This window comes from Candidatus Thiodiazotropha sp. AKAK2, from assembly GCF_058244685.1.
Genome location: NZ_JBSYOP010000024.1, coordinates 56596 through 80943 on the forward strand (window position 1 = coordinate 56596; position 24348 = coordinate 80943).

Annotated in this window: 18 protein-coding genes and 1 riboswitch; of the genes, 7 read left to right on the forward strand and 11 right to left on the reverse strand. The window is 55.2% G+C overall.

Features of this window, described 5'->3' with window-relative positions:
* The first annotated feature begins 270 nt into the window (after positions 1 to 270).
* The 5 genes from AC4IE8_RS11120 (at position 271) to AC4IE8_RS11140 (ending at position 7884) form a co-directional block, all read left to right on the forward strand.
* Entirely contained in the window at positions 271 to 510 is a 240-nt protein-coding gene (locus AC4IE8_RS11120; protein ID WP_490791024.1) for a hypothetical protein, read from the forward strand.
* Between the two features lie 224 nt (positions 511 to 734).
* Positions 735 to 2543 (forward strand): sensor histidine kinase, encoded by a 1809-nt coding sequence (locus AC4IE8_RS11125; protein ID WP_068988827.1) that lies wholly within the window; start codon positions 735 to 737, stop codon positions 2541 to 2543.
* Positions 2544 to 2875: 332 nt separating this feature from the next.
* On the forward strand, positions 2876 to 3442 hold the full coding sequence (locus AC4IE8_RS11130; RefSeq protein WP_068988831.1) for a hypothetical protein: 567 nt from the start codon (positions 2876 to 2878) through the stop codon (positions 3440 to 3442).
* Between the two features lie 184 nt (positions 3443 to 3626).
* Complete coding sequence (locus AC4IE8_RS11135; protein WP_068988834.1) at positions 3627 to 4664, forward strand: efflux RND transporter periplasmic adaptor subunit; 1038 nt, start codon at positions 3627 to 3629, stop codon at positions 4662 to 4664.
* A gap of 4 nt (positions 4665 to 4668) precedes the next feature.
* Positions 4669 to 7884, forward strand: coding sequence for an efflux RND transporter permease subunit (locus tag AC4IE8_RS11140; protein ID WP_490791025.1), 3216 nt, complete (start codon positions 4669 to 4671; stop codon positions 7882 to 7884).
* Here AC4IE8_RS11140 and AC4IE8_RS11145 read toward each other — a convergent pair.
* Complete coding sequence (locus tag AC4IE8_RS11145) at positions 7881 to 8582, reverse strand: RDD family protein (RefSeq protein WP_490791026.1); 702 nt, start codon at positions 8580 to 8582, stop codon at positions 7881 to 7883. The genes AC4IE8_RS11140 and AC4IE8_RS11145 overlap by 4 nt on opposite strands.
* A 221-nt stretch (positions 8583 to 8803) precedes the next feature.
* On the opposite strand from AC4IE8_RS11145, the gene AC4IE8_RS11150 reads away from it, so the two are divergent.
* Positions 8804 to 11755 (forward strand): bifunctional diguanylate cyclase/phosphodiesterase, encoded by a 2952-nt coding sequence (locus tag AC4IE8_RS11150; RefSeq protein WP_490791027.1) that lies wholly within the window; start codon positions 8804 to 8806, stop codon positions 11753 to 11755.
* A 150-nt stretch (positions 11756 to 11905) separates the two neighbouring features.
* On the opposite strand, the gene AC4IE8_RS11155 is transcribed toward AC4IE8_RS11150, so the two are convergent.
* The 6 genes from AC4IE8_RS11155 to AC4IE8_RS11180 all read right to left on the reverse strand — a co-directional run bounded on the left by AC4IE8_RS11155 (position 11906) and on the right by AC4IE8_RS11180 (position 17943).
* Positions 11906 to 12319 carry a hypothetical protein gene (locus AC4IE8_RS11155; RefSeq protein WP_490791028.1) on the reverse strand — a complete coding sequence of 138 codons (414 nt, stop codon included), beginning with the start codon at positions 12317 to 12319 and terminating at the stop codon, positions 11906 to 11908.
* Between the two features lie 206 nt (positions 12320 to 12525).
* Positions 12526 to 13263, reverse strand: a complete 738-nt coding sequence (locus tag AC4IE8_RS11160; protein ID WP_490791029.1) for a hypothetical protein — start codon at positions 13261 to 13263, stop codon at positions 12526 to 12528.
* Between the two features lie 95 nt (positions 13264 to 13358).
* Entirely contained in the window at positions 13359 to 14156 is a 798-nt protein-coding gene (locus AC4IE8_RS11165; RefSeq protein WP_490791030.1) for an ABC transporter ATP-binding protein, read from the reverse strand.
* Positions 14153 to 15151, reverse strand: a complete 999-nt coding sequence (locus AC4IE8_RS11170; protein ID WP_068988860.1) for a FecCD family ABC transporter permease — start codon at positions 15149 to 15151, stop codon at positions 14153 to 14155. The genes AC4IE8_RS11165 and AC4IE8_RS11170 overlap by 4 nt, the downstream gene beginning before the upstream one ends.
* Positions 15151 to 15978 carry an ABC transporter substrate-binding protein gene (locus AC4IE8_RS11175; RefSeq protein WP_490791031.1) on the reverse strand — a complete coding sequence of 276 codons (828 nt, stop codon included), beginning with the start codon at positions 15976 to 15978 and terminating at the stop codon, positions 15151 to 15153. The genes AC4IE8_RS11170 and AC4IE8_RS11175 overlap by 1 nt, the downstream gene beginning before the upstream one ends.
* Before the next feature lie 3 nt (positions 15979 to 15981).
* Positions 15982 to 17943, reverse strand: coding sequence for a TonB-dependent receptor (locus AC4IE8_RS11180; protein ID WP_068988867.1), 1962 nt, complete (start codon positions 17941 to 17943; stop codon positions 15982 to 15984).
* Between the two features lie 110 nt (positions 17944 to 18053).
* Positions 18054 to 18280, reverse strand: a riboswitch (cobalamin riboswitch).
* A 145-nt stretch (positions 18281 to 18425) separates the two neighbouring features.
* Here AC4IE8_RS11180 and AC4IE8_RS11185 point away from each other — a divergent pair.
* On the forward strand, positions 18426 to 19013 hold the full coding sequence (locus AC4IE8_RS11185) for a YqiA/YcfP family alpha/beta fold hydrolase (protein WP_068988870.1): 588 nt from the start codon (positions 18426 to 18428) through the stop codon (positions 19011 to 19013).
* 55 nt (positions 19014 to 19068) lie between these two features.
* On the opposite strand, the gene topA is transcribed toward AC4IE8_RS11185, so the two are convergent.
* From topA to AC4IE8_RS11205, 4 genes are all read right to left on the reverse strand, one after another.
* Complete coding sequence (gene topA, locus AC4IE8_RS11190; RefSeq protein WP_490791032.1) at positions 19069 to 21345, reverse strand: type I DNA topoisomerase; 2277 nt, start codon at positions 21343 to 21345, stop codon at positions 19069 to 19071.
* 236 nt (positions 21346 to 21581) lie between these two features.
* Positions 21582 to 22058 (reverse strand): Smg family protein, encoded by a 477-nt coding sequence (locus AC4IE8_RS11195; protein ID WP_068988878.1) that lies wholly within the window; start codon positions 22056 to 22058, stop codon positions 21582 to 21584.
* On the reverse strand, positions 22055 to 23203 hold the full coding sequence (dprA, locus tag AC4IE8_RS11200; protein ID WP_490791040.1) for a DNA-processing protein DprA: 1149 nt from the start codon (positions 23201 to 23203) through the stop codon (positions 22055 to 22057). Before dprA ends, AC4IE8_RS11195 begins: the two co-directional genes overlap by 4 nt.
* A gap of 73 nt (positions 23204 to 23276) precedes the next feature.
* Entirely contained in the window at positions 23277 to 24311 is a 1035-nt protein-coding gene (locus AC4IE8_RS11205) for a LysM peptidoglycan-binding domain-containing protein (RefSeq protein ID WP_068988883.1), read from the reverse strand.
* Between the last annotated feature and the right edge of the window lie 37 nt (positions 24312 to 24348).

Here is a 24348-nt window from a genome sequence, read left to right on the forward strand (position 1 = left end):
AATTAATAAATCCTCTGCAAGACATTACCAGAGGCGTTTGACAGGTCAAGCGAAAGCCAAGAAAAGCCCTGAGTTAAATCGCTTTTTGGAGGGTAGGGCCAGTTGACACCACCCATCGTCAGTAAGAGAATTCCAATCGTCAGGGAGTTGACTGGCCAGAGCTTGTGTTTGAGATCGAGGGATACGATCTGCGCCGGGTGGATAACAGAAATTGGATTTCCCGCACCAGGCCGGTTCTGGGGCGGAATCCCAAAACAGCGATCGATCACTATGAAAAAACTACTCCTTACTACGTTATTAGCCATTCCTTTAGTCTTCTACTCAGTCTCCTCAGTGGCATTCGACGTCGGTGGTTTTGTCAATGGGGTAATTGAAGGGGTCAGCGATTCTTTCAAGGAGGCCAAAGGTAAGCCAGGAGCCCATGAAAAGGGTGAGCAGCAGGAGCAGGGTAAATCGGACGAGTCGGCTTCCGCCAATGAGTCGGCCACAGCGGCGGCCGAGGATAAATAGAGGTTTTGCCTCGCTGCTGGCAGGCAGAAGAGCTGATTCTTCATTCTCTGTCCGAGTGAGTCTTTCTGCCGTGCTGACGATCACTGTTTGTCGATCAGGTTGATTAATAGGCGTCGAGCCTCACCACTGGGGCTCATCTGCCTGTTTCCCACTCAAGTGCTCTTTTAAACCGCCGCTAACCTCTGTTGTGACATCTTGGTTTTGTCAAAGGGGACATTTTAGTCATGCGGATCGAGAGACATGACAAGGATGTACTTAGAGAGACCCTGCTTTCCAGTGAAGACCAACTCATCGAGCTGATTCTCAAGTACGCTGAGCGGCAGCACTATACAAAATACACTTCCACCCTCAAAGAGGCCTGGCGGCGATCGATCGATGGATTGACGCAATCCATAATTGCCACACTGGAGGCCTCTGATCTGGTGCCCGAGCTGGGGCCGGATGAGGATTTCTCTTCAGATTCAAGTACAAAGTTCGGCGTGATCGAGGCGCAGCGACATCGGGCCAGAGGGGTCAATCTGTCGATGTTTCTGGGTTTGATGAAATACTACCGACAAGCCTACCTCGATCTGATTGCGGAGGTCCGTGGATTCCAACAACCAGCTACCATCAAGCTACTGATCAATCGGGTCTACGATCGAATCGAATTGGCCTATTGCAGTGAGTGGTCCGGTACAGACAGTGAAGATCAAATCAAGGAGTTGAGTGACAGCAATCTGCATCTTACTAATGAGAAAAACAAGTATCTGACCCTGTTCGAAAGCCTCTCATCACCAGTAATTCTGTGTGACGTCAATGGTAAGGTGGACAACTACAACAATGCGGCAGGGCGCTTACTGCTCGGCACGACCACGCCGGGTAGTCGCTATTATTCCGAAAGACGCTCCGACCTGGATCCTCCTGCATTGCAGCAGGAGCTGGCCCGGATGGTGGATGAGGGGAATCAGCAGATGGATCTGGATAAGGTTTATCAGACCCCGGACGGGGAGAAGACCTACCATATCCAGATTGAGCAGATGCTTGATGTCAGCCATAAGTTCTCTGGCTACACCATTCTCTTCAATGACATAACTGAGCGTCTGCAGTGGTCCAAACAGCTTGAGGAGATCAACCGCAAACAGACCTTGCTGATCGATGATCTGAATCAGACCAGGCAGCAGCTGGTGCAGTCGGAAAAGATGGCCGCTGTCGGTCAGCTCTCAGCCGGTATCGCCCACGAGATCAATACGCCGATTCAGTATATCGGAGACAACACACACTTTTTGCAGGAAGCCTGCGTGGATCTGCAGAGTCTGTCGGAAGGGTATAAAATCTTGTTGGCAGCGGCCAAACAGGGTCAGGTTGAGAGTGGATTGCTCACCAACCTGGAAGGTCAGCTGGCTGCAATGGAACCCGACTATCTTTTTGAAGAGATCCCCGGGGCGATCAATCAGTCGCTGGAAGGGGTGGACAAAATCGCTACCATCGTCTCTGCGATGAAGGTGTTTGCCGGTCCGGAAACGTATGAAAAGGTGGAAACCGACATCAATCTGGCAATTACCAGCACGCTTAATGTCTCCACCAATGTCTGGAAATATCATGCCGAGATTGTGACCGAGCTGGATCCGCAGTTACCGACCATATCCTGTATTCCCCAGGAGCTGAATCAGGCATTACTGAACATTATCGTGAATGCGGTTGATGCTATCGCAGCCGCCGCTGGGGAGGGTGAACAGGCCGGGAAGGGCAGAATTACCATTCGCACAGCAGTGGAAGATGACTCGGTGCTGATTAAGGTCAGTGACTCTGGCACAGGCATACCTGAGGAGATCCGTTCGAAGATTTTCGATCCGTTTTTTACCACCAGGGCCCTGGGTAAGGGCATCGGACAGGGGTTGAATGTGGTCTATCACACCATCGTGGTACAGCACAGAGGAAGCATCGATGTTCAAACCAAGGTCGGTGAAGGCACAACCTTCAGCATCCGTCTGCCCCGAGAGCCCCGGGATGACGTGGCAAACGTGAGAGCTCAGCCGGTTGAGCAGATCAGTTAAGTCTGTTCAGCTTTAACCTCAACCCCTGGCCAACCGGTATCCGGCGCCATCTATCGCACCTCAGAATCCAGCCTTTTTAATCAGGCGTCTGTTGTTTTTGTCTACTCAATAATTCGCTCATTTGACGAATAATCTGAATCATCAATGACAGCGTTATTTCAACGCCTATAATGTCAGTATTGTGACCTAAATTGGTGCATTGTTAACCCGGCAAACTTGGGCTGTACAGGGATGGGCTGTCAAGGTATCGGGTTGAGAAAGCATGCGAGTGTGCTGTCCGGTCTGCATGACCATCAGGCTTGTTTAGCCTGATTACATAAAAGAAGAGTTCTATGTTTGAAAAAGATCCCCGTACCTTCTCTCCGGAATACAAGAATCTGTCACCAGAGCAGAAAGCGATGGTCAAGCTTGAGATTACGCTGACCAATTTTTTTAAGAATTTCGATGTGAGTATGTCCAGATGGGAGCGTATGATCTATCCCATGCTGGTGGTGGTTGGGATCCTCGGATTGTCCGGCTTCTATCTGATCTACAACGTCACGACCGACATGCGTACCCTGACCGAACAGGTCGACCCCCGTATGGAGGAGCATCTCCATGCCATGGCGACCAATATGGATCAGCTCGCTCAGAATATCTCCGTCATGACGGAACAGATCACCTTTATGGTGGATCGGGTTGACAGTATGGAGCAGCACATTGCCACCATGGATGGCAACATCGGGGTCTTGGCGGTCGACGTGGGCAGTATGAAGCAGAATATCGGACAGATGACTGCCAATATTGCGGATATGAATCAGGCCATGCGCACCATGACGGTTAATACCGGATTCATGAGTCGTGACATCAATCAGATGGGCCGGCCGATGGATTTCATGAACTCGTTTACACCCTGGTAAGACCGAAAGCTGAGGGCGATGCTGAACTGAGGGCACGCCATCAGAGCTGCTTTCCTACTGTAAGGGTCTGTCCTAATGCCTCGTAAATAGTGTTTGATTTCACAATAAATCGAGCTGTCCGGTTGAAAAAATGCTCGGAAGCAGTAATATAAGAATAATCTAATATACTAATTGGAGTCCTTCAATGAGGCGTTCTCTGGCAACTTTACTGCTCAGCGTGGTGCTGCTTCCAGGCTATCTAGCCGCTGATACCACGGCCCTTGAAACCGGAGCGGTGGTGAAACGGGAAACCGCCAGAGAGTTCTGGCTCGATGGTACGGTTGAGGCGATCAACCAGACCACCCTTTCCGCTCAGACCCGGGGACAGGTGGAACAGATTCTTTTCGATGTAGATGACTATGTGGAGAAGGGACAGGAGATTGTGAAGCTGAAGGATACCGAACAGCGCGCCGGTCTTAACCAGGCCCGGGCCGACCTGAAAGAGGCGGTGGCCCGTCGACAGGAGGCGCTGGACAATTTCAATCGCACCAAAGACCTGTTCGGTCGCAAACTGGCCTCCCAGTCCCAGCTGGATAAGGCGACGGCGGCACTGAAATCCGCTAAGGCGCGTAAAGAGGCAGCGGATGCCCGACTGGCCCAGGCCACGGAGCAGTTCGAATATACCCGCATCAAGGCACCCTACAGTGGCATCGTTACCCATCGTCATGTGGAGGTAGGTGAAATTGCCTCGCCGGGCCAGAAACTGATGAGCGGTACCTCGCTGGACCAGCTCAGAGTGATCGTCGATCTGCCTCAGAGTCTGGTGCCGGTGATCCGGCAGCAGGGTAAAGCACGGGTGCTGCTCTCCTCCGGTGAATCCATCGAAGGCGTGAAGCTGACGATCTTTCCCTTTGCCGATCAGAGCAGCAGTACCTTCCAGGTGCGGGTCGATCTTCCGGAAGGGGTTAAAGATCTGTTCCCCGGCATGTTCGTCAAAACCGCCTTCATCACTGGGGTAAAGCAGGAATTGGTGGTGCCCCGGGAAGCGGTGGTCTACCGCTCCGAGGTGACTGCGGTCTATGTGCTGGGTTCGGACGGGCGGGTCCATTTCCGCCATATCCGTGCCGGTCATCCGGTCTCCGAAAATGCACTCTCTGTGATCGCCGGTCTCTCTGCCGGAGAGCAGGTTATTCTTGATCCGGTGGCTGCGGCCACCGAGCTGAAACAGCAACTGGCGGAGTGAGACAATGAGTAGGCTGGGTATCTCAGGTGCAGTGGCCAAGCAGTTTCTGGTCACTGAAATCACCCCCTTGCTGGCACTGGTCGGCCTGTTGCTTGGCGTCTTCGCGGTGTTGATCACCCCCCGTGAGGAGGAGCCGCAGATCAATGTCACCTTTGCCAATATCTTCATCCCCTTTCCCGGCGCCACCGCCACTGAGATCGAGCATCTGGTTGCCACACCGGCGGAACAGGTATTGTCCGAAATCGACGGTATCAAGCATGTCTACTCCACCTCCAGGCCAGGTATGGCGGTACTGACCGTGCAGTATCTGGTGGGAGAGGATCGGGAGGATGCGATTGTCCGCCTGTTCAGTAAGGTCTACGCCAACCAGGACTGGTTGCCCCAGGGGCTTGGGGTTGGACAGCCGATTATCAAACCGAAAGGTATCGACGATGTGCCGATCGTCACCGCAACCCTGTGGTCTGAAGATCCGGATGTGGGCGCCTATGAACTGAGTCAGGTGGCACACGCCATCGAATCGGAATTGAAGCGGGTTCCCGGTACCCGGGACATCTACACCATCGGCACACCGGACCGGGTGGTGCATGTGGTGTTGGATCCCCAGTCTCTGGCGGGGCATGGTATCGATCTGGCCGATCTGCGCCTGGCCCTGCAATCAGGCAATCACATCCGGGACAACATCAGCGTCACCGCGGACAACCGAGAGTTGCTGGTTCAGGCAGGGACTTTTCTCACCTCGGCCGATGAGATCGGCAGCCTGGTGGTGGGGGTGCGTGACGGCAAGGCGATCTACCTGCAGGATGTGGCCCAGGTAATCCATAAACCCGATCTGCCCAGCCAGTATGTCTGGATGGGAGTCGGACCTCAGGGGGATATCAAAGGGCTGCCCGATGGGGGTAAGTACCCGGCGGTGACCATTGCAGTTGCCAAAAAGCCCGGAACCAATGCGGTGGATATCGCCAAGTCTGTGATCAAGCGGTTCGATCAACTGCAGGGGGTATTCATACCGGAAGGCGTGCAGGTGACGATCACACGCAACTATGGTGAAACAGCCGAGGCCAAGGCCAACAAGTTGATCACCAAGCTGGCCTTTGCCACCCTGTCGGTGGTGCTGCTGGTACTGTTGACCATCGGGTGGCGGGAAGCCTTTATCGTCGGTGCTGCTGTGGTGGTGACCCTGGCAATCACCCTGTTCGCCTCCTGGGCCTGGGGCTTTACCCTCAACCGGGTCTCCCTGTTTGCACTGATCTTCTCTATCGGTATTCTGGTGGATGACGCCATCGTGGTGATGGAGAACATTCACCGCCATCTCCATCTGGGGGCAAAAAATCTGCTGGAGGCGATTCCAAAGGCGGTGGATGAGGTTGGCGGGCCGACCATCCTGGCGACTTTCACCGTCATCGCAGCGCTGTTGCCGATGGCGTTTGTCACCGGTCTGATGGGTCCTTACATGAGCCCGATTCCGATTAATGCCAGTACTGGAATGTTGATCTCACTGGTGGTGGCGTTTGTCTTTACCCCCTGGTTGACCAACCGGGTGCTGGCGAGCCGGGTCGAGCAGTTTGCCGGGCATGTCGAGGCAGAGTCATCGACCGGTCTGAGTAGGTTTTTCAGCTCGATCATGACGCCTTTTCTTGTGGGCAGCCGGGGTAACCGCATGCGCTGGATTCTGTTGGGATCGATCCTGCTGCTGATTGCTCTGTCACTCTCTCTGGTGGCGACCAAGTCCGTGGTGTTGAAGATGTTGCCCTTCGATAACAAATCCGAGTTCCAGGTGGTGCTCGATATGCCGGAGGGAACCAGCCTTGAGCAGACGACCCGGGTGTTGGATGAGCTGGGAGACTATCTGGGCCGTGTTGCCGAGGTGACTGATTACCAGGTCTACTCCGGCACCGCTGCTCCAATCGGCTTCAATGGCCTGGTGCGTCAATACTATCTGCGGGAAGGGGCTCATCTTGGTGACATCCAGGTCAATCTGGTGGATAAGCAGCACCGGGATCGCAAGAGTCATGAGATCGCACTGGCCGTCAGAGGACCTTTGCAGGCCATCGCCAGGGAGTACAACGGCAATGTGAAGGTCGTGGAAGTGCCGCCGGGCCCACCGGTGATGTCGCCACTGGTGGCTGAAGTCTATGGCCTTGACTATGAAGGTCAGACCGAAGCGGCCTGGGAGATTCGTCAGGTCTTCGAAAACACACCGGACATCATCGATGTGGATGACAGCGTGGAGTACCCTTCGGCGAAATTTGTGGTGCGGGTCGATCGGGCCAAGGCCTCCCGCCTTGGGGTGGCTCAGAGTACTGTGGCCGAGGCGCTCTCCACTGTGTTGAGCGGTGAGGATGCCAGCTATCTGCATGGGGAGAACCTGAAATATGCGGTGCCGATCCGCATCGAATACGCCGAGGCGGATAAGGCGGATCTCGATCAGGTGCTGGCTCTCAGGGTCCGCTCCCAGACCGGTGAGATGGTGCCGCTATCGGAAATTGTGCAGGTTATCCCTCGGGTGAGAGAGTACTCGATTCAACATAAGGATCTGCTGCCGGTGGTCTATGTCACCGGGGATATGGCAGGCGAGACGGACAGCCCCCTGTATGGCCTGTTCGATATATCCGGCCAGTTGAAACAGGGCAAGATCGAGCAGTGGTTTCTGCAGCAACCTGAGAATCCCTATGCCTACAGCCTGAAATGGGATGGGGAGTGGCAGATCACCTATGAGACATTTCGCGACATGGGTATCGCCTATTCTGTGGGTCTGTTGATGATCTATCTGCTGGTGGTGGCCCAGTTCCGTTCCTATTTGGTTCCGCTGGTGATCATGGCGCCGATTCCCTTGACGGTCATCGGCATCATGCCGGGGCATGCCCTGCTGGGCGCTCAGTTCACCGCAACCTCGATGATCGGCATGATTGCGCTGGCGGGCATCATCGTTCGAAACTCCATCCTGTTGGTGGATTTCGTCAATCAACAGGTGCGGGAGGGTATGGCGCTTGAGCAAGCGGTGATCAACTCAGCTGCAGTACGCGCCAAACCCATTGGGTTGACTGCGGTAGCCGCGATGGCTGGTGGATTCTTCATTCTGGATGATCCGATCTTCAGTGGTTTGGCAGTGTCGTTGATTTTTGGTCTGTTTGTCTCGACCGTGTTGACGTTGGTCGTCATACCGGTGGTCTACTACGCCGCAATGCGCAACCGGGTTTCATTCATCCGGGGCGAGGGTTAATCTTTCGGGCGCCTGCGTGCCCCTGGCAGGTACCCTCGCCAGCCGAGCACCTGGCTGGCGGTCACTCCGATCAGCCAGAGGAGGCTCAGGAGCAGGCTGATGAGGCTGTCAGCCGGGCTGCAGCTTTGGCTGATCAGGCAGCTGTCCGAGAGGAGAAACGCCTGAACGGCAATGTATGCCAGCGTCTCAATGGTCAGATAGAGCAGAATGATCGAGAGCTTGTGGGCTGGTGAAGGATAGTGATAGTTGTCGCTATCCTGGAAACGGGCCTCCAGCTGTTCGAATCCAGGTAATCTTTCCGGTTGTTTTATTACAACCACAGATCCGGCGAGCAGATCATGGAGCGCCTGATGACGTTTTGTCATCAGCACAAAAATAAATGACCACCAACCGGTGACCGCCTTGAGCAGTGATCGTATCAACGATTGCAGGATTCCAAGCTTTGCATTCCCGCTATGCTTCAGAACCATGATATGCCGCAGATGGTGTCCAGGCGTACCGCCGGTGAAGGAGACCAATACAGGATCGATGATCAGCCAGGCACAGGCCGGGTAGATGAGTCTTATCCAGGTTGGCTGCTCTTCGAGAAGGGGGAAAGCCATCCACCAACTGAAGATGATGAGAAAAAAGATCAGAGAGTCGATCAACAGAGCCTGTACTCTGCGAAGCAGTCTTGGGTATTTCGTTGGTTCTTCCATGATTTTGATGGTCGTTACCTGATTTGGCACAGGGTCCAGCAGTAGATCGTTTATCGAGTCAATTGTAAATGTTCACAGCCAAAATGGCACTCAGGCTGATCAGGTAAAAGATGAGTAGCATAGTGAGTAATTGAGACTTTTTAACAATTATTCCAGTATTTTATCCTAGACTCATAGGTGTAGCTGAAGGTTGGCTTTTTGTTGCTATCTATTTTTGAATAATGTCTATAAAAAACAGCATTGATGCCACTTGGAGTGGGGAATTACTTGACCTGCTTGAGATGGGGGTTGCTGTCTATCAGCCGGTTGATGATGGCCGCGATTTCCTGTTTGTCGATATCAATCCTCATGTTGAGATGATGGACTCGGTATGCCGTAGTGATCTGGTCGGACATTTGGTGACCAAAGTGTTTCCCGGAGTCGAAGAGTTCGGGCTACTGGATGTGATGCGCCGGGTCTGGAAAACAGGCAAAACTGAGGCGTTGCCTGCCACCGAATATCGTGATGAGCGAATCCATGGTTGGCGGGTTAATCGGGTCTATCGTACATCCAATGGTTATGTGGTTGCCGTCTATGAAGATGTAACCGAACGCCTAAAAACAGAGCAGGCACTTCAGAACAGCGAGGGTCGCTACCGGCATTTGACTGAATCCAGTCTGGATGGCATCTGGGAGTGGGATCTACAGGCAAATCAGCTCTACCTGTCACCCAGGTGGAAGGCACAGCTGGGTTATCAGGATGATGAGTTGCCGAATGAGTTCGAGACCTGGTCCAAACGTCTGCATCCAGCAGACTCGGCGCGGGTTATGGCGCATCTCGAATCCTACTTGAAACACCCCGAGCCCATCTGGCAGGAAGAGTTCCGTTTACGCCACAAAAATGGCAATTATATCTGGTTGTTGGCCAGAGGCAGTGCGATCTTCAATGAGCAGGGCGAAGTGATCCGTATCCTGGGTGTGCATATTGATATCAATCAGTTGAAGCAGGAACAGGAGTTGCGGGTAATCAATGAAAGCAGGCTTGCCGCGATGTTGAGTCTGAATCAGGGAGCCCACAGGTCAACCGAAACGGAGATCATACAGATAGCCCTGGAGCATGCGGTGAGATTAACCACGAGTGAGGTTGGTTATCTCCATTTTGTCAACAATGATCAGGAATCGATCGAGTTGGTTACCTGGTCGAAGCAGACGTTGAAGCACTGCAGTGCCGCATTCGATTCCCACTATCCACTCACTCTGGCAGGCGTCTGGGCAGACTGTGTGCGGACGAAAACACCCCAGATCCATAACGACTATCCGAATCTTGCTGACAAAAAGGGATTGCCGGAAGGGCATATCCCATTGAAACGTCATATGTCGTTACCGGTTATTGACAAAGGGCAGGTCAAACTGGTTATCGGTGTTGGCAACAAACTCGAGGAGTACACAACACAGGATGTGCAGCAGATAAAGTATCTGGTTGCCGATCTTTGGCAACTGATTGAGAAAAAGCGTACCGATGAAAAGTTAAAACAGGCTGCTGCGGTTTACGAAAGTACCCAGGAGGCTGTGACCATCACAGACCCATCGCCGAAGATCGTTGCAGTCAATCGGGCCTTTACTGAGATTACCGGTTATCAGGAATCGGAAGTATTGGGAAAAAACCCGAGTGTACTGAAATCCGGGCGACATGATGAAGTGTTTTATGAATCGATGTGGCGGGAGTTGACGTCGGCCGGTAAGTGGCAGGGTGAGATCTGGAATCGACGCAAGAGCGGGGAGATCTATCCCGAGTGGCTCAATATCAGTGCGGTGTTGGATGACGGTGGGCTGGTCAGTCACTATGTAGCGGTATTCAGTGATATATCTCTGTTGAAGCAATCCGAGAGCCAGCTTGAAAGAATGGCGCACTATGATCCGTTGACCGGTCTGCCCAACAGGATCCTGCTGTTTTCCCGTATTGAACATGCCATTCAGCGGGCGAAACGGAATGGATATCAGTTGGCTGTACTGTTTCTGGATCTGGATAACTTTAAAAATGTGAATGACAGTCTGGGTCATCCCACAGGTGACAGGCTGTTGAAGGTGTTGGCAGAGCAAATCAGTCAACGCTTGCGTTCGGAAGATACCATAGCTCGCATTGGTGGCGATGAGTTCGTTATTCTGATCGAGAATATGTCCAATGAAACCGATGTGGCTGAACTTGCGGAGATCGTCATTCAGGAGGTGACCAAGCCGGTTAAACTTGATAATCATGAGCTGTCGGTGGGGGGCAGCATCGGTATTTCAATCTATCCAGATAATGGCAAAACGGTTACCGATCTGATTAAAAATGCCGATGCCGCAATGTATCTGGCAAAGGAGAGAGGGCGCAACAGCTACCAGTTCTACACCCCGCAACTGACAACCAAGGCAAAAAAGCGCTTACGTGTGGAGAGTGACCTGAGGCAGGCGATCAAGCAGGGTGAGATTGAGGCGTTCTATCAGCCGGTTGTGCGTATCAGTGACGATAAGATCGTTGGTGCTGAAGCATTGGCCAGGTGGCATCGCAGTGGCAGTGAATATGTGATGCCGGGGGTTTTTATCCCGATTGCTGAAGATTCAGGTCTGATTGAGCAGATTACCGAAGTGATTCTTGAGCAGGTTTGTCAAAACCTGGCTGATTGGAATGGCACACTTGGCGGAGCTTTCAAGGTGGCGATCAATATGTCGGCCCGCCAGTTTCAAAGTGTCAATCTTGAAGATGAAATCAACAGTTACCTCAATCGATACGAGCTTACAGGCGATCGACTTGAAATTGAGTTGACCGAACGGGTTTTGATGCATGATGCGGATAAGACGATTGCAAAGTTAATGCGTTTGAAATCCCTCGGCGCTACGATCTCGGTCGACGATTTTGGTACGGGTTTTTCATCGCTCTCCTATTTGACGCGTTTTCCTATCGACAAGCTCAAGATTGACCGCAGTTTTATCAGTCGGGTCTGTGAGGAAGGCGAACAGCAGGTGATTGTTTCGACCATTATCGCGATGGCGAAAAACCTGAGTATGGATGTCACTGCCGAGGGTGTGGAAACGGCGACCCAGTTGATGTTGTTGAGAAATCAGGATTGTGACTACTATCAAGGCTATTTTTATTCGCGACCTCTGTCGGCTGATGATTTTAAGGCGCTGTTGAAGAACAGCGACAGCAGTTGATACATAACAAACTTGTTGTCTTGTTGGGCCTGTTAACACGGATCCAATACGCCCTACTGGGTCTGTTTTTGTGTCCAGCAAGGCGGAATGAGCATGGTGTCGTTATTCTACATGAGCGAATGATAACGCCGCTGGGCGTAAAAACAGACCCTAGTTGGCATTGCCATAGACTGGCTGCAGCTTGTTCAGCTCCAGCCACTCCTCGGGCTGCATATTGGAGATGCGCGCCCATCCGTCTGAGGTTGTATAGACAAAAACCCTCTGTCCCTGCTTATAGTGGCCTGTTGAGACAGCAGAGTCCGGTGCCTCTCTGGCATAGGCGTCTTCAGCGACGATCTGATACACCTTCGGCAGTCTTAACACCGTTCTTCTGATCACCGATCGGTTGGGTTTGTCGCTGGGGGCTGAGTTGGCCGGACCATCGATCCGGCAGGTTTTCTGTTTGGCGATGCAGCCATTACCGCAGGGTTTGCCTTTGATGCAGTTTCGGGCATGAGATTGAAGCGTTGTGATGGATAGTACTGAAATCGCGATCAGGGCGTAACAGCTGGCTTTGATCATCATGGATAAGACCTCCTTGTTTTTGAACAGCAGCGTGGCTTTTGCGCTGTGGTAATTGGTGTACACATATCCCTGTGTACCGCTATGCTACCTTGACGTTGGCAACCTCAGGATTCTCTAAACAAGCCTGTCTGTCGTCAAGTCACCATTGGTGACACGCGATCCACAGGCTGTAAGGAATATCCTGCTTAACCTTACTGGCTGGTGGATCAATGCCTCATGCTGAAATCGGGCGTGTCGACGATCATCGGGGCGAGAATGGCAATCAGAGCGATCCAGATGAGCAAACCGCCGATCACAGCCATGGCGCAGCGCATACGGCTTATCTCGATGAACCTGGGCCAGAAAAAAATGGGAAAGAGAAAGAACATGAGCAGGCTGACGATGTTGATCAGACTGTCGAGTATCAGCGGCACTCCCGTTTCATAAAGTGGCAGGATCAGGCTGATGAGGATCAGCACAAAAGAGACCAGTGCGCCGAGTAAGCCCCAGGCGCTCCAGTAGAAGTAGTAGCCGGCGGCAAACCTGGCCGGTATGCGGTTTGCCGAGAGCAGCGCAATCAGATGCCCAAGGGCGTAAAACATGGCCAGTACAATGACCTCACGGATCAGGTCATCGATTATCCCGATTCCGGTTGGGCTGAATGGGTCGAGGTGTCCCTCCTTTTCAGCCCAGTCCGCAAAGGCAGCGTAGTGGGGACTGACCGCGCCGACCTCGACCCCAAGCTGCAGTATCAGTGGAAAGATCAGGTTGCTGAGCAGAATCGCCAGGGCGGAAAATTTGACCGGGCTGAGATAGGGATCATCGTCGCGTTCCGCATTGATGTCCCAGAAGGAAGTCTCGCGACTGATCACCAATTGATGATAGTCGCGGAAAAAGCTCAACGGCCGTATCAAAACAGCGATCAATGTGGGGATGAAAAGGGGAAGATGCAGCAGTTGTAACATGATCAGTCCTTTGGCTTTATTACACTGGCTTGTCCTGAAAGCATTGAGCCTGACTGGGTATTTGTCAAACCGAACAAGTCCTCGTCTGCTGCGACTTATCGGTCTCCATCTTTTGACTCGATACGTCGCCAGGGCAACGCGAAGCCATGTTGGGGTTGCTGCTCTGCCGGGTTGATGGCGATCCCGTAGGCGGCTTCAAGATGGTGGTCCGTGAGCACTTCATCGGCCCGCCCCTCGGCCAGGGTTCTGCCCTGGTGCAGTAACTGCAACCGGCTGCAGTAGTGGGCGGCCAAGGCCAGGTCGTGTAGCACGATGATCACTCCGTGGCCTGCCTGCACATAGGTCTGCAGCAGCGCCATGACATCCAGCTGGTGGGCCGGGTCGAGGGCGGATACCGGCTCATCGGCAAGCAGGATGTCTGCCTCGGTCACCAGAGCCCTGGCCAGCTGGACTCTCGCCTGCTCGCCGCCGGAGAGGGTGTTGTAGGGGCGGTTTCTGAAGGCTGTCAGATCGGTCTGTTCGATGATCCTGTCGATGATGGCTCTATCTTCCAGAGAGGTTTTCTGCCAATCATCCAGATGGGGCAGGCGTCCCAGTGCGACCAGGTGCTCCACGCTCATCGGCCAGGCGATCTCGCTCAATTGCGGCAGGTAGGCGATCCGTTGTGCTCTGCGCTTGGGGGGGAGTTGATTGAGCGGTTTGCCTGCCAGGGTCAGTCTGCCTGCATCCGCGGTGGTGACCCCGGCCAACAGGCGTAACAGGGAGCTCTTACCGGCACCGTTGGGGCCGATCAGTCCGAGCATTTCACCCGCTTCGATGTGCACATCGATCTGCCCGAGTATCGACTGACCCTGTCGATTGAAGCAGAGGCCTCTGCCGATCAGATGGCTCATCGTCCACTCCTGCGCTGCTTGAGGATCAGCCAGAGGAAAAAGGGTGCTCCGAGCAGGGAGGTGATGACACCCACTTTGATCTCCGTATCCAGTGGTATGGTGCGAACTCCAATGTCCGCCAGCAGCAGCAGTAGGGCGCCGCCCAGGGCGCTGGGCATCAGCAGTCGGCTGGGTTGGTGGCCGACCAACGGCCTCAGGATATGCGGGATCATCAGACCGATGAAGCCGATCGAACCGGTTACCGAAATCGCCGAACCGACGATCAAACCGATAGCAATGAACAACCGCCAGCGCAGTTTTTCCAGCTCGACCCCCATGGAGCCGGCGGTCTCCTCTCCCAGAGTGAGCAGATCCAGATCATGGCCCCGCCGCCACACCAGCAACCAGCCGATCAGGGTGCCCGGTAACATCACCCAGAGCTCATTGCGGCTGATGTTGGCCAGTGAACCCAGCATCCAGAGGGCGATCTCCTGCACCGCATAGGGACTGGGCGCCAGGTTGAGCAGCAGCGAGACCAGCGCCAGGGCAAAGGCGTTCACCGCCACCCCGGCAAGTATCAGGGTCAAGGGGCCGGCCTCGCGACCGGCCAGCAGGTAGGCGGTCAGGGTGGCGAGCAGTGCGCCACCAATGCCACCCAAGGGTAGGGCCAGGCTGAAACTCGCGCTGAGCCCGAAATAGAGGGCGGTGACCGCCCCCAGCGCCGCGCCGCTGGCACTGCCCACCAGGCCCGGGCTGGCGAGGGGGTTGCGCAGCAGGGACTGCATTACCGCGCCGCTGAGTCCCAGTGAGGCCCCGGCGAGCATGGCCACCAGGGTTCTGGGTATGCGAAGCTCGGTGAGGATAATTCCATAGACACCTTGAGTATCCGAGAAGCTCTGTTGCAGTGCTGCGTAGAGGGGCAGACTTGTGCTGCCGGTGAGTAGCGACAGCAGCGCTGCGCAGGCCAGCAACAGGCAGAGTATCAAGATCAAGCGCTGTTGCGGGAGGCTGACCATCAAGGTGCCTTTTCGTGTGCGCTGCGCAATAGAGTGACAGCTTCCGCCAGCATGGGGCCGGGACAGATCCAGTACTTGTAGGGGATCTCCAGGCTGGGGCGGTTTTGCATGACGCTTTTCAACGCCGGGTGGTGGAGCATCTGTTCGGCTCGGGACACATCGGGCTCCCCGTAGGTTGAAGTGATCAACAGCTCCGGTTGCCATTCGATTACCTGCTCCAGTGGAGCAGCAACATAGCCGCTGAACCCTGCCTCGGTAGCGGGATTGCGCCAGCCTGAGAGTCGCATTGCTTCATCCTGTAGTGTGCCGGCAGCGGAGGTGTATCCCCTGGGTTGATAGAAGAGGGCGCTGGGTCGATCCGTCGAGATCTGTTCATCCTCAACCCCGATCTGTTGCTGCATGTTAGCGATGATCGCCGCTCCTCTGTGCTGCTGTCCCAGCCGGCTGGCCAGCTCGGTGATCTCGGATCTGATCTCTGACAGCTGACTGCCCAATGCCAGCTGGTAGGTCTTGAAACCGAGCTGATGCAAGCTGGAGACCAGTCTTGGGTTGGTGTAGGGAACGGTGATCACCAGGTCTGGCTGGAGCTGGATGATCTCCTCCAGACGGGCGTGGTTGAGCGGGTATGCCGCCGCCTGATGAGCAACAAATGAGCTGCTTGGCTCGATCGCCAGATGACTCACTGAAGCCACCTGGTCAGGTGAGGCCAGCATCAACAGCAGTTGATCGCTGCAGAGGTTCAGAGAGACTACCCGCTGGGGCGGCGCTGCAGCCGTAGCCAGGCTGAACAGCCCCAGCAGTAGCGTGGTGAGTCTCTTAATCCCCATGGTTTACTCGATCAGATAGTTCACGGTTAGCCAAAAGTTGCGCTCCGGAGCTGGAAAGTAGCCCACTCTCTGGGTGAATGTGCTGTCAAAGCCTGCAGCTGCTGAGTTGGAATACTGTTTATCCAGCAGGTTATCGATACGCAGGCTAGCATGCCAGGGACCGGTGCGGAAATGGGCCCCTGTATTCAGCACGCCATAACCAGGCAGGGTCTCCAGCGTGTTGTTGAAATCACCGCTGACCACCCGTTCACTGTTGAAGACACCTTCCAGAAAGAGATTCCATGCACTGGTGAACTGCCAGTGGCCGGCCAGTTTTGCACTGCGGCTGGCAACCATCGGTATCCGATTACCTTTGAAGGGGCCATCGGTGATTTCCGGGTCGGTGTAGGTCAGGCTGCCGTCCAGGCTGAGCTGTTCATTGACCTGCCATTGTGCTTGCAGACTGGCGCCCCTGCGGCGGGTCTCCTCCAGATTGGTGTTGACGAAGCCTGAGGCGTCGTAGCTGATCTCCTGTTCCAGGTCGAGGCGATAGACCAGCAGCCGGCTTGTCAGTTGGGCCTGTTGCCATTCGATACCGCTCTCATAGGAGCGTCCGGTCTGGTTGTCGATGCCCACTGGCTGCCCGAAGACCACGTTGGTATGTTCATCGACGGTGGCAAAGCGATAGTTCTCATCCGCTCTGAGGAACAGTCGCAACTGCTTGCTTGGGGTGTAGTTAAGGCCGGCGGAGGCAGCATCGACCTGGTCATCGAGTCGGTCGCTGCTGCTACCGGTCTCGATCTGATTGTCTATCCGGGCATGGCGATAGCCCAGGGTGAAGGTGGTCGCTTCATTGAGCGGCGCAAGCAGCTGCAGATAGACAGCGTCGATCGATTGATCGAGGATCTGTGGACCAAAGCTGGTGCGCAGCGCGTAGTCGGTCCGCTCCAGGTCGGCGCCGGCGGTGACCAGGGCGTCACCGGTTGGCAGGGAGAGGTTACCGATCAAACGGGGGTTGAAGCTTTTCACCGTGCGATCCTGAGTGTCTGATGAACCGGGAAAGGTGCGAAAACTGCTTTGGAACTCCCGCTCGTTCTTTCGGTAGGTCAGTTCACCCTCCAGTGACCAGTGGGCGTTCAGATCCTGTGTCACACCGAGTCGACTGACTTGCGATTCAGTGTTCGTGTAGTCCCCGGCGTAGACCCCAGCAGACTGGCGCCGGTCGGCAGCGAGTTCCTCGGCAAACAGGGAGCCGGGATTCTCCTGCTCATCCTCGATCCACTGCTGTTCGAAAAACAGCTCGCCAAGTCGATGCCGGTAGTCGGCCCGCAGGTTGAGGTCGGTACGTTCGATCTCATTCTGCTCCCGGTAGTTGTCACTCTTCTTCTGCTGAGCTGAAAGATTATAGGAGAGGCCGTTATCCTGCCGATCGCCGATCCCCGCATGGAGGTTGGTATGGTGATCGCTGCCGATACCTGCGCTCACCTGGCCGGAGAGTTTTTCCGGCACCCGGGTAATGATGTTGATCATGCCGCCTACCGCCTGGTTGCCGAAGAGTGTACCCGCACTGCCTTGTACAATCTCGATGCGTTCGACACGCTTCAGGTCGATGCTGTTCAGGTCGGGGTTGGCCCGGTCGCCCGAGTTATTCAATCTTCGTCCATCGACCAGGATCAGGGTATTGGCCCCGGCGGTGGGCCCGAAACCGCGCATATCCACAACCGCCTGGCTGCCATCGCCCACCAGGCTGGAGATCTGGATACCACTTTGGCCATTGAGCAGCTGCAGCAGGTTACTGGCTGCGCTGCGTTCGATCTGTTGACGGTCAATCACCCGGATGCTGGCCGGGATCAGTGGATTTACCTGTTCGCTGCGGGTTGCACTGACCATCAAGGGGGGCAGCTCCGTTTCCGCTTGGCTTGACGGGCTGTAGAGTGAGGTGAGGAGCAATGGTGCCACCCACCAGGAATGTGACTGCTGATTCATGGTTTCTCCCGTAGACGCACACCCGCGTCGACTACTTGATATGGGGTGTGGTGTCTGCAGAGAAACAGTTGGCAGGAATCCGCGCTGATCTCCTCGGTCGCCCTCCGCAACACCGGCTCGTGCTTAGGCCGGTATCCGGGCTTGCAGATTGGTGGTTTCACCGGACATCGGCGCCTTCCCATGCGCTCTGCACAGTGGCTGTTGCGATGTCACACTCTACTTACCGTTGCGGGGGCAGCGCAGGTCTTACACCTGCTTCCCGTTTCCCCTTGGGCGGAGTTCACCCCCCAAGGTTGAGCCGCCCTCTCGGGCAGGCACCTTCAGCAGGCTGAGCAAGCTACAGTGATGTGCTGGTTTGGTCAAGTGAATCAAACTCTTGTATGAGTTGTATAAAAGCAAACCGGGCTTATGATGGTGCGCTGTTGAAGCGTTTGCACAGTGCTCGTTGTGTGGTGTGTGGCGAGGGTTTTCGGAGTCTCTGAATGATTGTCTATCTTCATGGTTTGAACAGTGCCGGCAGTTCCGGCAAGGCGGCATTGCTGCGTCAGGCGTTGCCCGGGATCGATGTGATCAGCCCCACCTACCCGGCCCATAGTGCCGATCTGGCCGTTGCCCGGCTGACCGATGAGCTGAACCGGGTGTTGAGCGAGCGGGACCTGCCCGATGAGCCACGATTGCTTGTCGGCAGCTCGATGGGCGGCTTCTATGGGGCCTGGCTGGCACAGCGTCTCGGTTTTCACCATCTGTTGATGATCAATCCGGCGCTGCAACCCTGGCAGCTGCTGCAACAGGTGGTAGGCTGGCAACTTAATGAAGCTCTGGATCTGGGCTATTTTCTCTCTTCGAAAATGGTTTCCGATACCCGTCGCTATCACACGCCACCCGAAGCACTGGCGATACCGACCACAGTGCTTGTCGACAAGGGGGATGAGCTGATCGACTACCGGATTGCCCAGGAGGTATATGGTGACAGGGTGGCCATGCACTGCTTCGAGGGGGGCAGCCACACTTTCGAGCATATGGATGACGCGGTGGCGATCATCTACCAGATACACCAGTCGTTTTTATAGGCGAGTACGGGAAGCCCCGGTATCGACCCGGCCCAACAGGCCGGGTTGGCGGTAATCAGCCTTCGTTGGGTTCAGAGAAAGAGCACTCTTTCTGCGGACAGACTTTCTCACTGCCTTTACGCTTGGTGGTTTTGATGGTCAGCACCGGCCAGCCGCAATTGGGGCAGGGTTCCGCAATCGGTTCATTCCAGATCGCATAGTCGCAATCGGGATAGGTCGAGCAGGAGTAGAAGATCTTACCGCGACGGGATTTACGCTTCAGCAGATTGCCCTTGTTGCACTTCGGACAGGTTACGCCGGTATCTTCCGGTTTCTCCAGTGGCTCGATGAAGCGGCACTTGGGGTAGCTGGAGCAGCCGATGAATTTACCGTAGCGGCCCCGCTTGATCACCAGATCCGAGTCGCATTCAGGGCATTTGCGCCCCTCAACCACTTCCGGCTCCTCTTTTTCGCTGCTGTCCGCATTCAAGTCCCGGGTGTAGTCGCAGGTCGGGTAGTTGTTACAGCCGATAAAGCGACCGTGCCGACCGAGCCGGATCGAGAGCTGCTCACCGCATTTCGGGCAGGCCTCGTCGAGCGCCTCATGGGTGACGTCGCTGCGTTTGACGTTCTCCTGGGTGTGGTCGATCCGGTCCTTGAACGGTCCCCAGAACTTGCTCAGCAGGGGAACCCACTCCTCTTCCCCACGGGAGACCGCGTCGAGTTCGTCCTCCAGATTGGCGGTGAAGCCGTAGTCCACGTAGCGGGTGAAGTATTCGGTGAGAAATTTGTTTACCACCCGCCCCACATCGGTGGGCTGGAAGCGCTTCTTCTCCAGTACCACGTACTCCCGGTCCTGTAGGGTGGAGATGATCGAGGCGTAGGTGGAGGGACGGCCGATACCGTACTCCTCCAGTGCCTTTACCAGGCTGGCCTCACTGTAGCGCGGTGGTGGTTCGGTAAAGTGCTGTTCCGGCCGGGTCGCCTTCAGCGGCAGGCTCTCTCCCTCTTCCAGGGCGGGCAGCAGTTTCTCGTCGCTGTCGCTCTTGGCGCCGTCATCCAGTCCCTCCTGGTAGACCGCGATAAAGCCCGGTTTGGCGATCACCGAACCGTTGGCGCGGAACAGGTTGCCGCTGCCGCACTGTAGATCGACGGCCACGGTGTGGATGGTGGCATGAATCATCTGGCAGGCCACCGAGCGCTTCCAGATCAACTCATAGAGCTTCGCCTGATCCTTGGTCAGATGGTTCTTAATCTCATCCGGTACCCGGCTCACAGAAGTCGGTCGAATCGCCTCATGGGCCTCCTGGGCATTCTTCGCTTTGGTTTTAAACTGGCGTACCTGGGGAGGCAGCTGGTCTGCACCATAGCGTTGCGTGATCAGTTCGCGGATCTCTGCGGTCGCCTCGTCCGCCAGGTTCACCGAATCGGTTCTCATGTAGGTGATCAGACCGACCGTGCCCTGGCCAACATCCACGCCTTCATAGAGTTGCTGGGCGGTGCGCATGGTGCGCTGTGTGGTGAAACCGAGTTTACGCGCGGCTTCCTGCTGCAGGGTCGAGGTGGTGAAGGGAGGCGCGGGATTACGCTTGCGCTGCTTCTTCTCAACCTTGACGACCAGCAGCCCCTGTTCGCCCGCTTTCAGCAGCGCCTCTTCTGTCGCCTTGGCGGCGGCTTCGTCAGTGATGCTGAACTTCTCCAGTTTTTCACCCTGGAAGTGGGTCAGACGGGCAGAGAAGGCCTGTTTCTGCTTCTCGGTGTCCGCTTCAATGGTCCAGAACTCCTCGGCCTTGAACGCCTCGATCTCCAGTTCCCGCTCGACGATCATGCGCAGTGCCGGACTCTGTACCCGGCCCGCCGAGAGACCCCGTCTTACTTTCTTCCACAGCAGGGGGGAGAGGTTGAAACCAACCAGATAGTCGAGGGCGCGCCTGGCCTGTTGGGCATCCACCAGATCGTGAGAGAGGTCCCGGGGGTTGGCGATCGCATCGTTCACCGCTTTCTTGGTGATTTCGTTGAATACCACCCGATAGACCGGTTTGTTTTTCAGTTTGCCGCGCTCTCTGAGCAGCTCCGACAGATGCCAGGAGATGGCTTCACCCTCGCGATCCGGATCGGTGGCCAGATAGAGCGCTTCAGATTTTTTCAGTGCCTTGGTAATTGCCTGCACATGACGGTCGTTTCGTTCGATGACCTGGTACTTCATGGCAAAATCCTTATCAGGATCAACTGCGCCCTCTTTGGGTATCAGGTCACGAACGTGGCCATAGGAGGCCAGTACCTCAAAGTTACCTCCGAGGTATTTTTTGATGGTTTTCGCCTTTGCTGGCGACTCAACAATTACCAGGTTCATTAGGGTATTTCGTGTTGGTTTCAACTGAAAAATGCGGCACAGTGAACCGTCCCGCGTTGAAGAAATCAAGTTTTTTTATTTTAAACCGCAGTCAAAATGTGGTCTTGGATGTTGTGAAAATCCCTTTCAGCGGAGTGTCGTTCGATAAAAATCTATGAGGGGGAATCGACCCTGCTGGTTGTCCTGAAACCGGCATGGCCAGTCTGAATTGTGTCCACAAAATCCGTTTTTGTCGCTTAGTGCAGAAAAACCGGCGCTTCGTTATAGACCATATCTTCCATGCGGGCAAAAGCGGCCTCCTGGCCGGGTTGATTCATCAATACCAGCAGAATGATCCATTTCAGCTCCTCTTCCATAATGACTGCGGTGTCCAGGGCCAGTGCCCGGTCGATAACCAGCTCGCGAGCGGCCAGAGTGAGAATCTCGTTCTGTTCCAGAAACATCAGCAGACCCCGTGAATCCACATCCAGTCGGCTGATCTCTTCTTCGGTGAAGATTCTCAGTGAGTGGGATTGGCGGGTGTCGTGCTGCTGGTCCTGTGCATTTTCTGCCAGTTCGTCCAGCCAGTCGAATGCTTTGCTGATTTCTATTGAAGGAAAGCCCGCCTGAATCAGTTCATCCCGCAGTTCATGTTGATCCGTTGGCGGTGCATGTTCACCATCCATGTAGTTCTCATAGAGGTAGATCAGAATGTCGACCACGTTTTCGTTCATTTGCTCTCTCTCCCGCTCGGGCGGGATGCAGTTAATACGCGGCTGTAGTAGCCGCCGGGTGCCGATGATACATGACCTTCGAGCTCGAGCAAGAGCAGCATGGACGAAACTGCCTCCGGGGTCAAACCGGTTCGGGTGATTAATTCATCAACTGAGACCGGGTCGTAGCCGAGCGCCTCTTCCAATCGTTGGTAATCCGGATCTGTTTGGCGTTGTGATTGTGGTGTGGCTGGCTGAGTCTTGTCAGTTAGCGGTTCAAGCAGACCGGTCAGTGGAGCCAACTCGATACCGATGTCCTGAGCCGATTCCACCAGCTTTGCACCCTGACGTATCAGAGCGTGGCAGCCCTTTGATTGAGGGTTATGGATCGAGCCCGGGATGGCGAACACCTCTCTTCCCTGTTCTGCGGCGAGCCGGGCGGTGATCAGTGAGCCACTCTTTAACGTCGCTTCCACAACCAGAACACCGAGAGAGAGGCCGCTGATGATCCGGTTGCGCCTGGGGAAATTCTCCGCTTTGGCGGGGGTTCCCGGTGGAAACTCCGTGATCAGCAGATGGTCCGCGGCGATCTGATGGGCCAGTGCCTGGTTTTTCGCCGGGTAGATACGGTCCGGTCCCGTACCCATGACGGCCAGGGTACGTCCCGCAGAGAGGGCGCCCCGGTGGGCCTCGGTATCGATTCCCAGGGCCAGTCCACTGCAGATGGTGAATCCGGAGCCGGCCAGGAATCGGGCAAACTCCCGGGCATTGTCCCGTCCGGACGAGGTCGGGTTTCGGCTACCGACGACCGCAAGCTGGGGTTGCAGGAGCAGTTCCGGGTTACCGATCATATAGAGAATCGCAGGTGGATCGTCGATCTCTCTAAGCAGCTGGGGGTAATCGGGATCGTTCAGAGTGATCGCCTGGTGGCCCGGCTGCTCCAGCCACTTCAGGCTGGTCTCGATACGCTGTGGATCGGGATTGCTGAGCCGTTCGACGGTTGCCGGGGGTAGCGACAGGGCGGCCAGCTCATCGGGGCTGGCCGTGAGTATGGCTTCGGCGCTACCAAATCGTTCGATAAGCCGTTTGAAGTAGCGATTGCCGATGCCCGGCGTATGGGAGACCTGGAGCCAGGCATCCAGTGTGTCTGATGTGTTTGGCGGCATATCGTCCATGATGCCTGAGATCCTCCAGCAGGTTAAGCGGCCGGCGCGTGATGAGGCGCCGGCAATCGACCGATCAATTTACGGGTGGTCGTACCCAGTCAAGAATATGCAGCGGTTTCGTGGCATTCATCACCAGTGCGAAGCTCACCTTCTCAAAGCTGCGAAAAACCATCAGGTGACCGGCTTTCTCGAGTGGTAATTTAACTTTTTCACCCCGCCCTATGACGATGTCGCGGATCTCATTACCGCCCTGCAGAATCTCCAATACGTGTCCTGCCTCCAGGCCCACATTGCTGCCCTTATTGATGACCACTACATTGTATTGGCCGATTTGGGAGACACCGTTGAGTACCGAGATGATCCGGCCTTCGATCGGCATATCCGGCACTCTGGGCTGAAAATCGATCAGCGGCTCTTCTTCCATCACCTTGATCAAGCGGTCGCCGATAATCGCTTCCTGAGTGGAAGTGGTGATCAGCAGTTTGGCCGGGTCACCGGTGCGTTTGAGTTCAGAGCTGCCCACATAGACCGCTTCATAGCCAAGGGTATCCCCGGTATCCGGATCTTTGTAAGGCTTTTCAGGTCTAACGATGGCGTACTGATTCGGCTGCTCCTCCATGATGCTGCGGGCATAGTAGCTGATGCCTGCGCCACCTACGATGTGGTCATCCAAAAAGTGGACGATATAGGGGGCTTTTTCCAGCTGGTCTTCATCGACCACGTAGGGACGGGTCAGAAACGGTGCGATGGCATCGATGGGAATGGTCGGGATGGCCTGATCAAGCGGTGTGGCCCGAACTCTCGGAGAGAGCTTGCCTTTGCGGTCCAATTTCAGGATCGGGCGACCATCCAGATAAGTCAGTACCAACTCATCACCCGGATAGATCAAGTGGGGGTTTTCAACCTGGGGATTGACATACCACACCTCCGGCCATAACCAGGGATCACGCAGGAACATCGAGGAGATATCCCACAACGTATCGCCCTTGACGACGGTATAGCGTTCCGGGTGGGTTGGGTTGAGCGCCACGTGGTCAGCGGCCAGCGAAGCGAAGGAGAGCAGCAAGCCGCTGATGACTCCGATGAGTTTGTTGTTAAAATGTAACATGACTATTCCCTTGGGTGCGATACGGAAACGCTTCGAA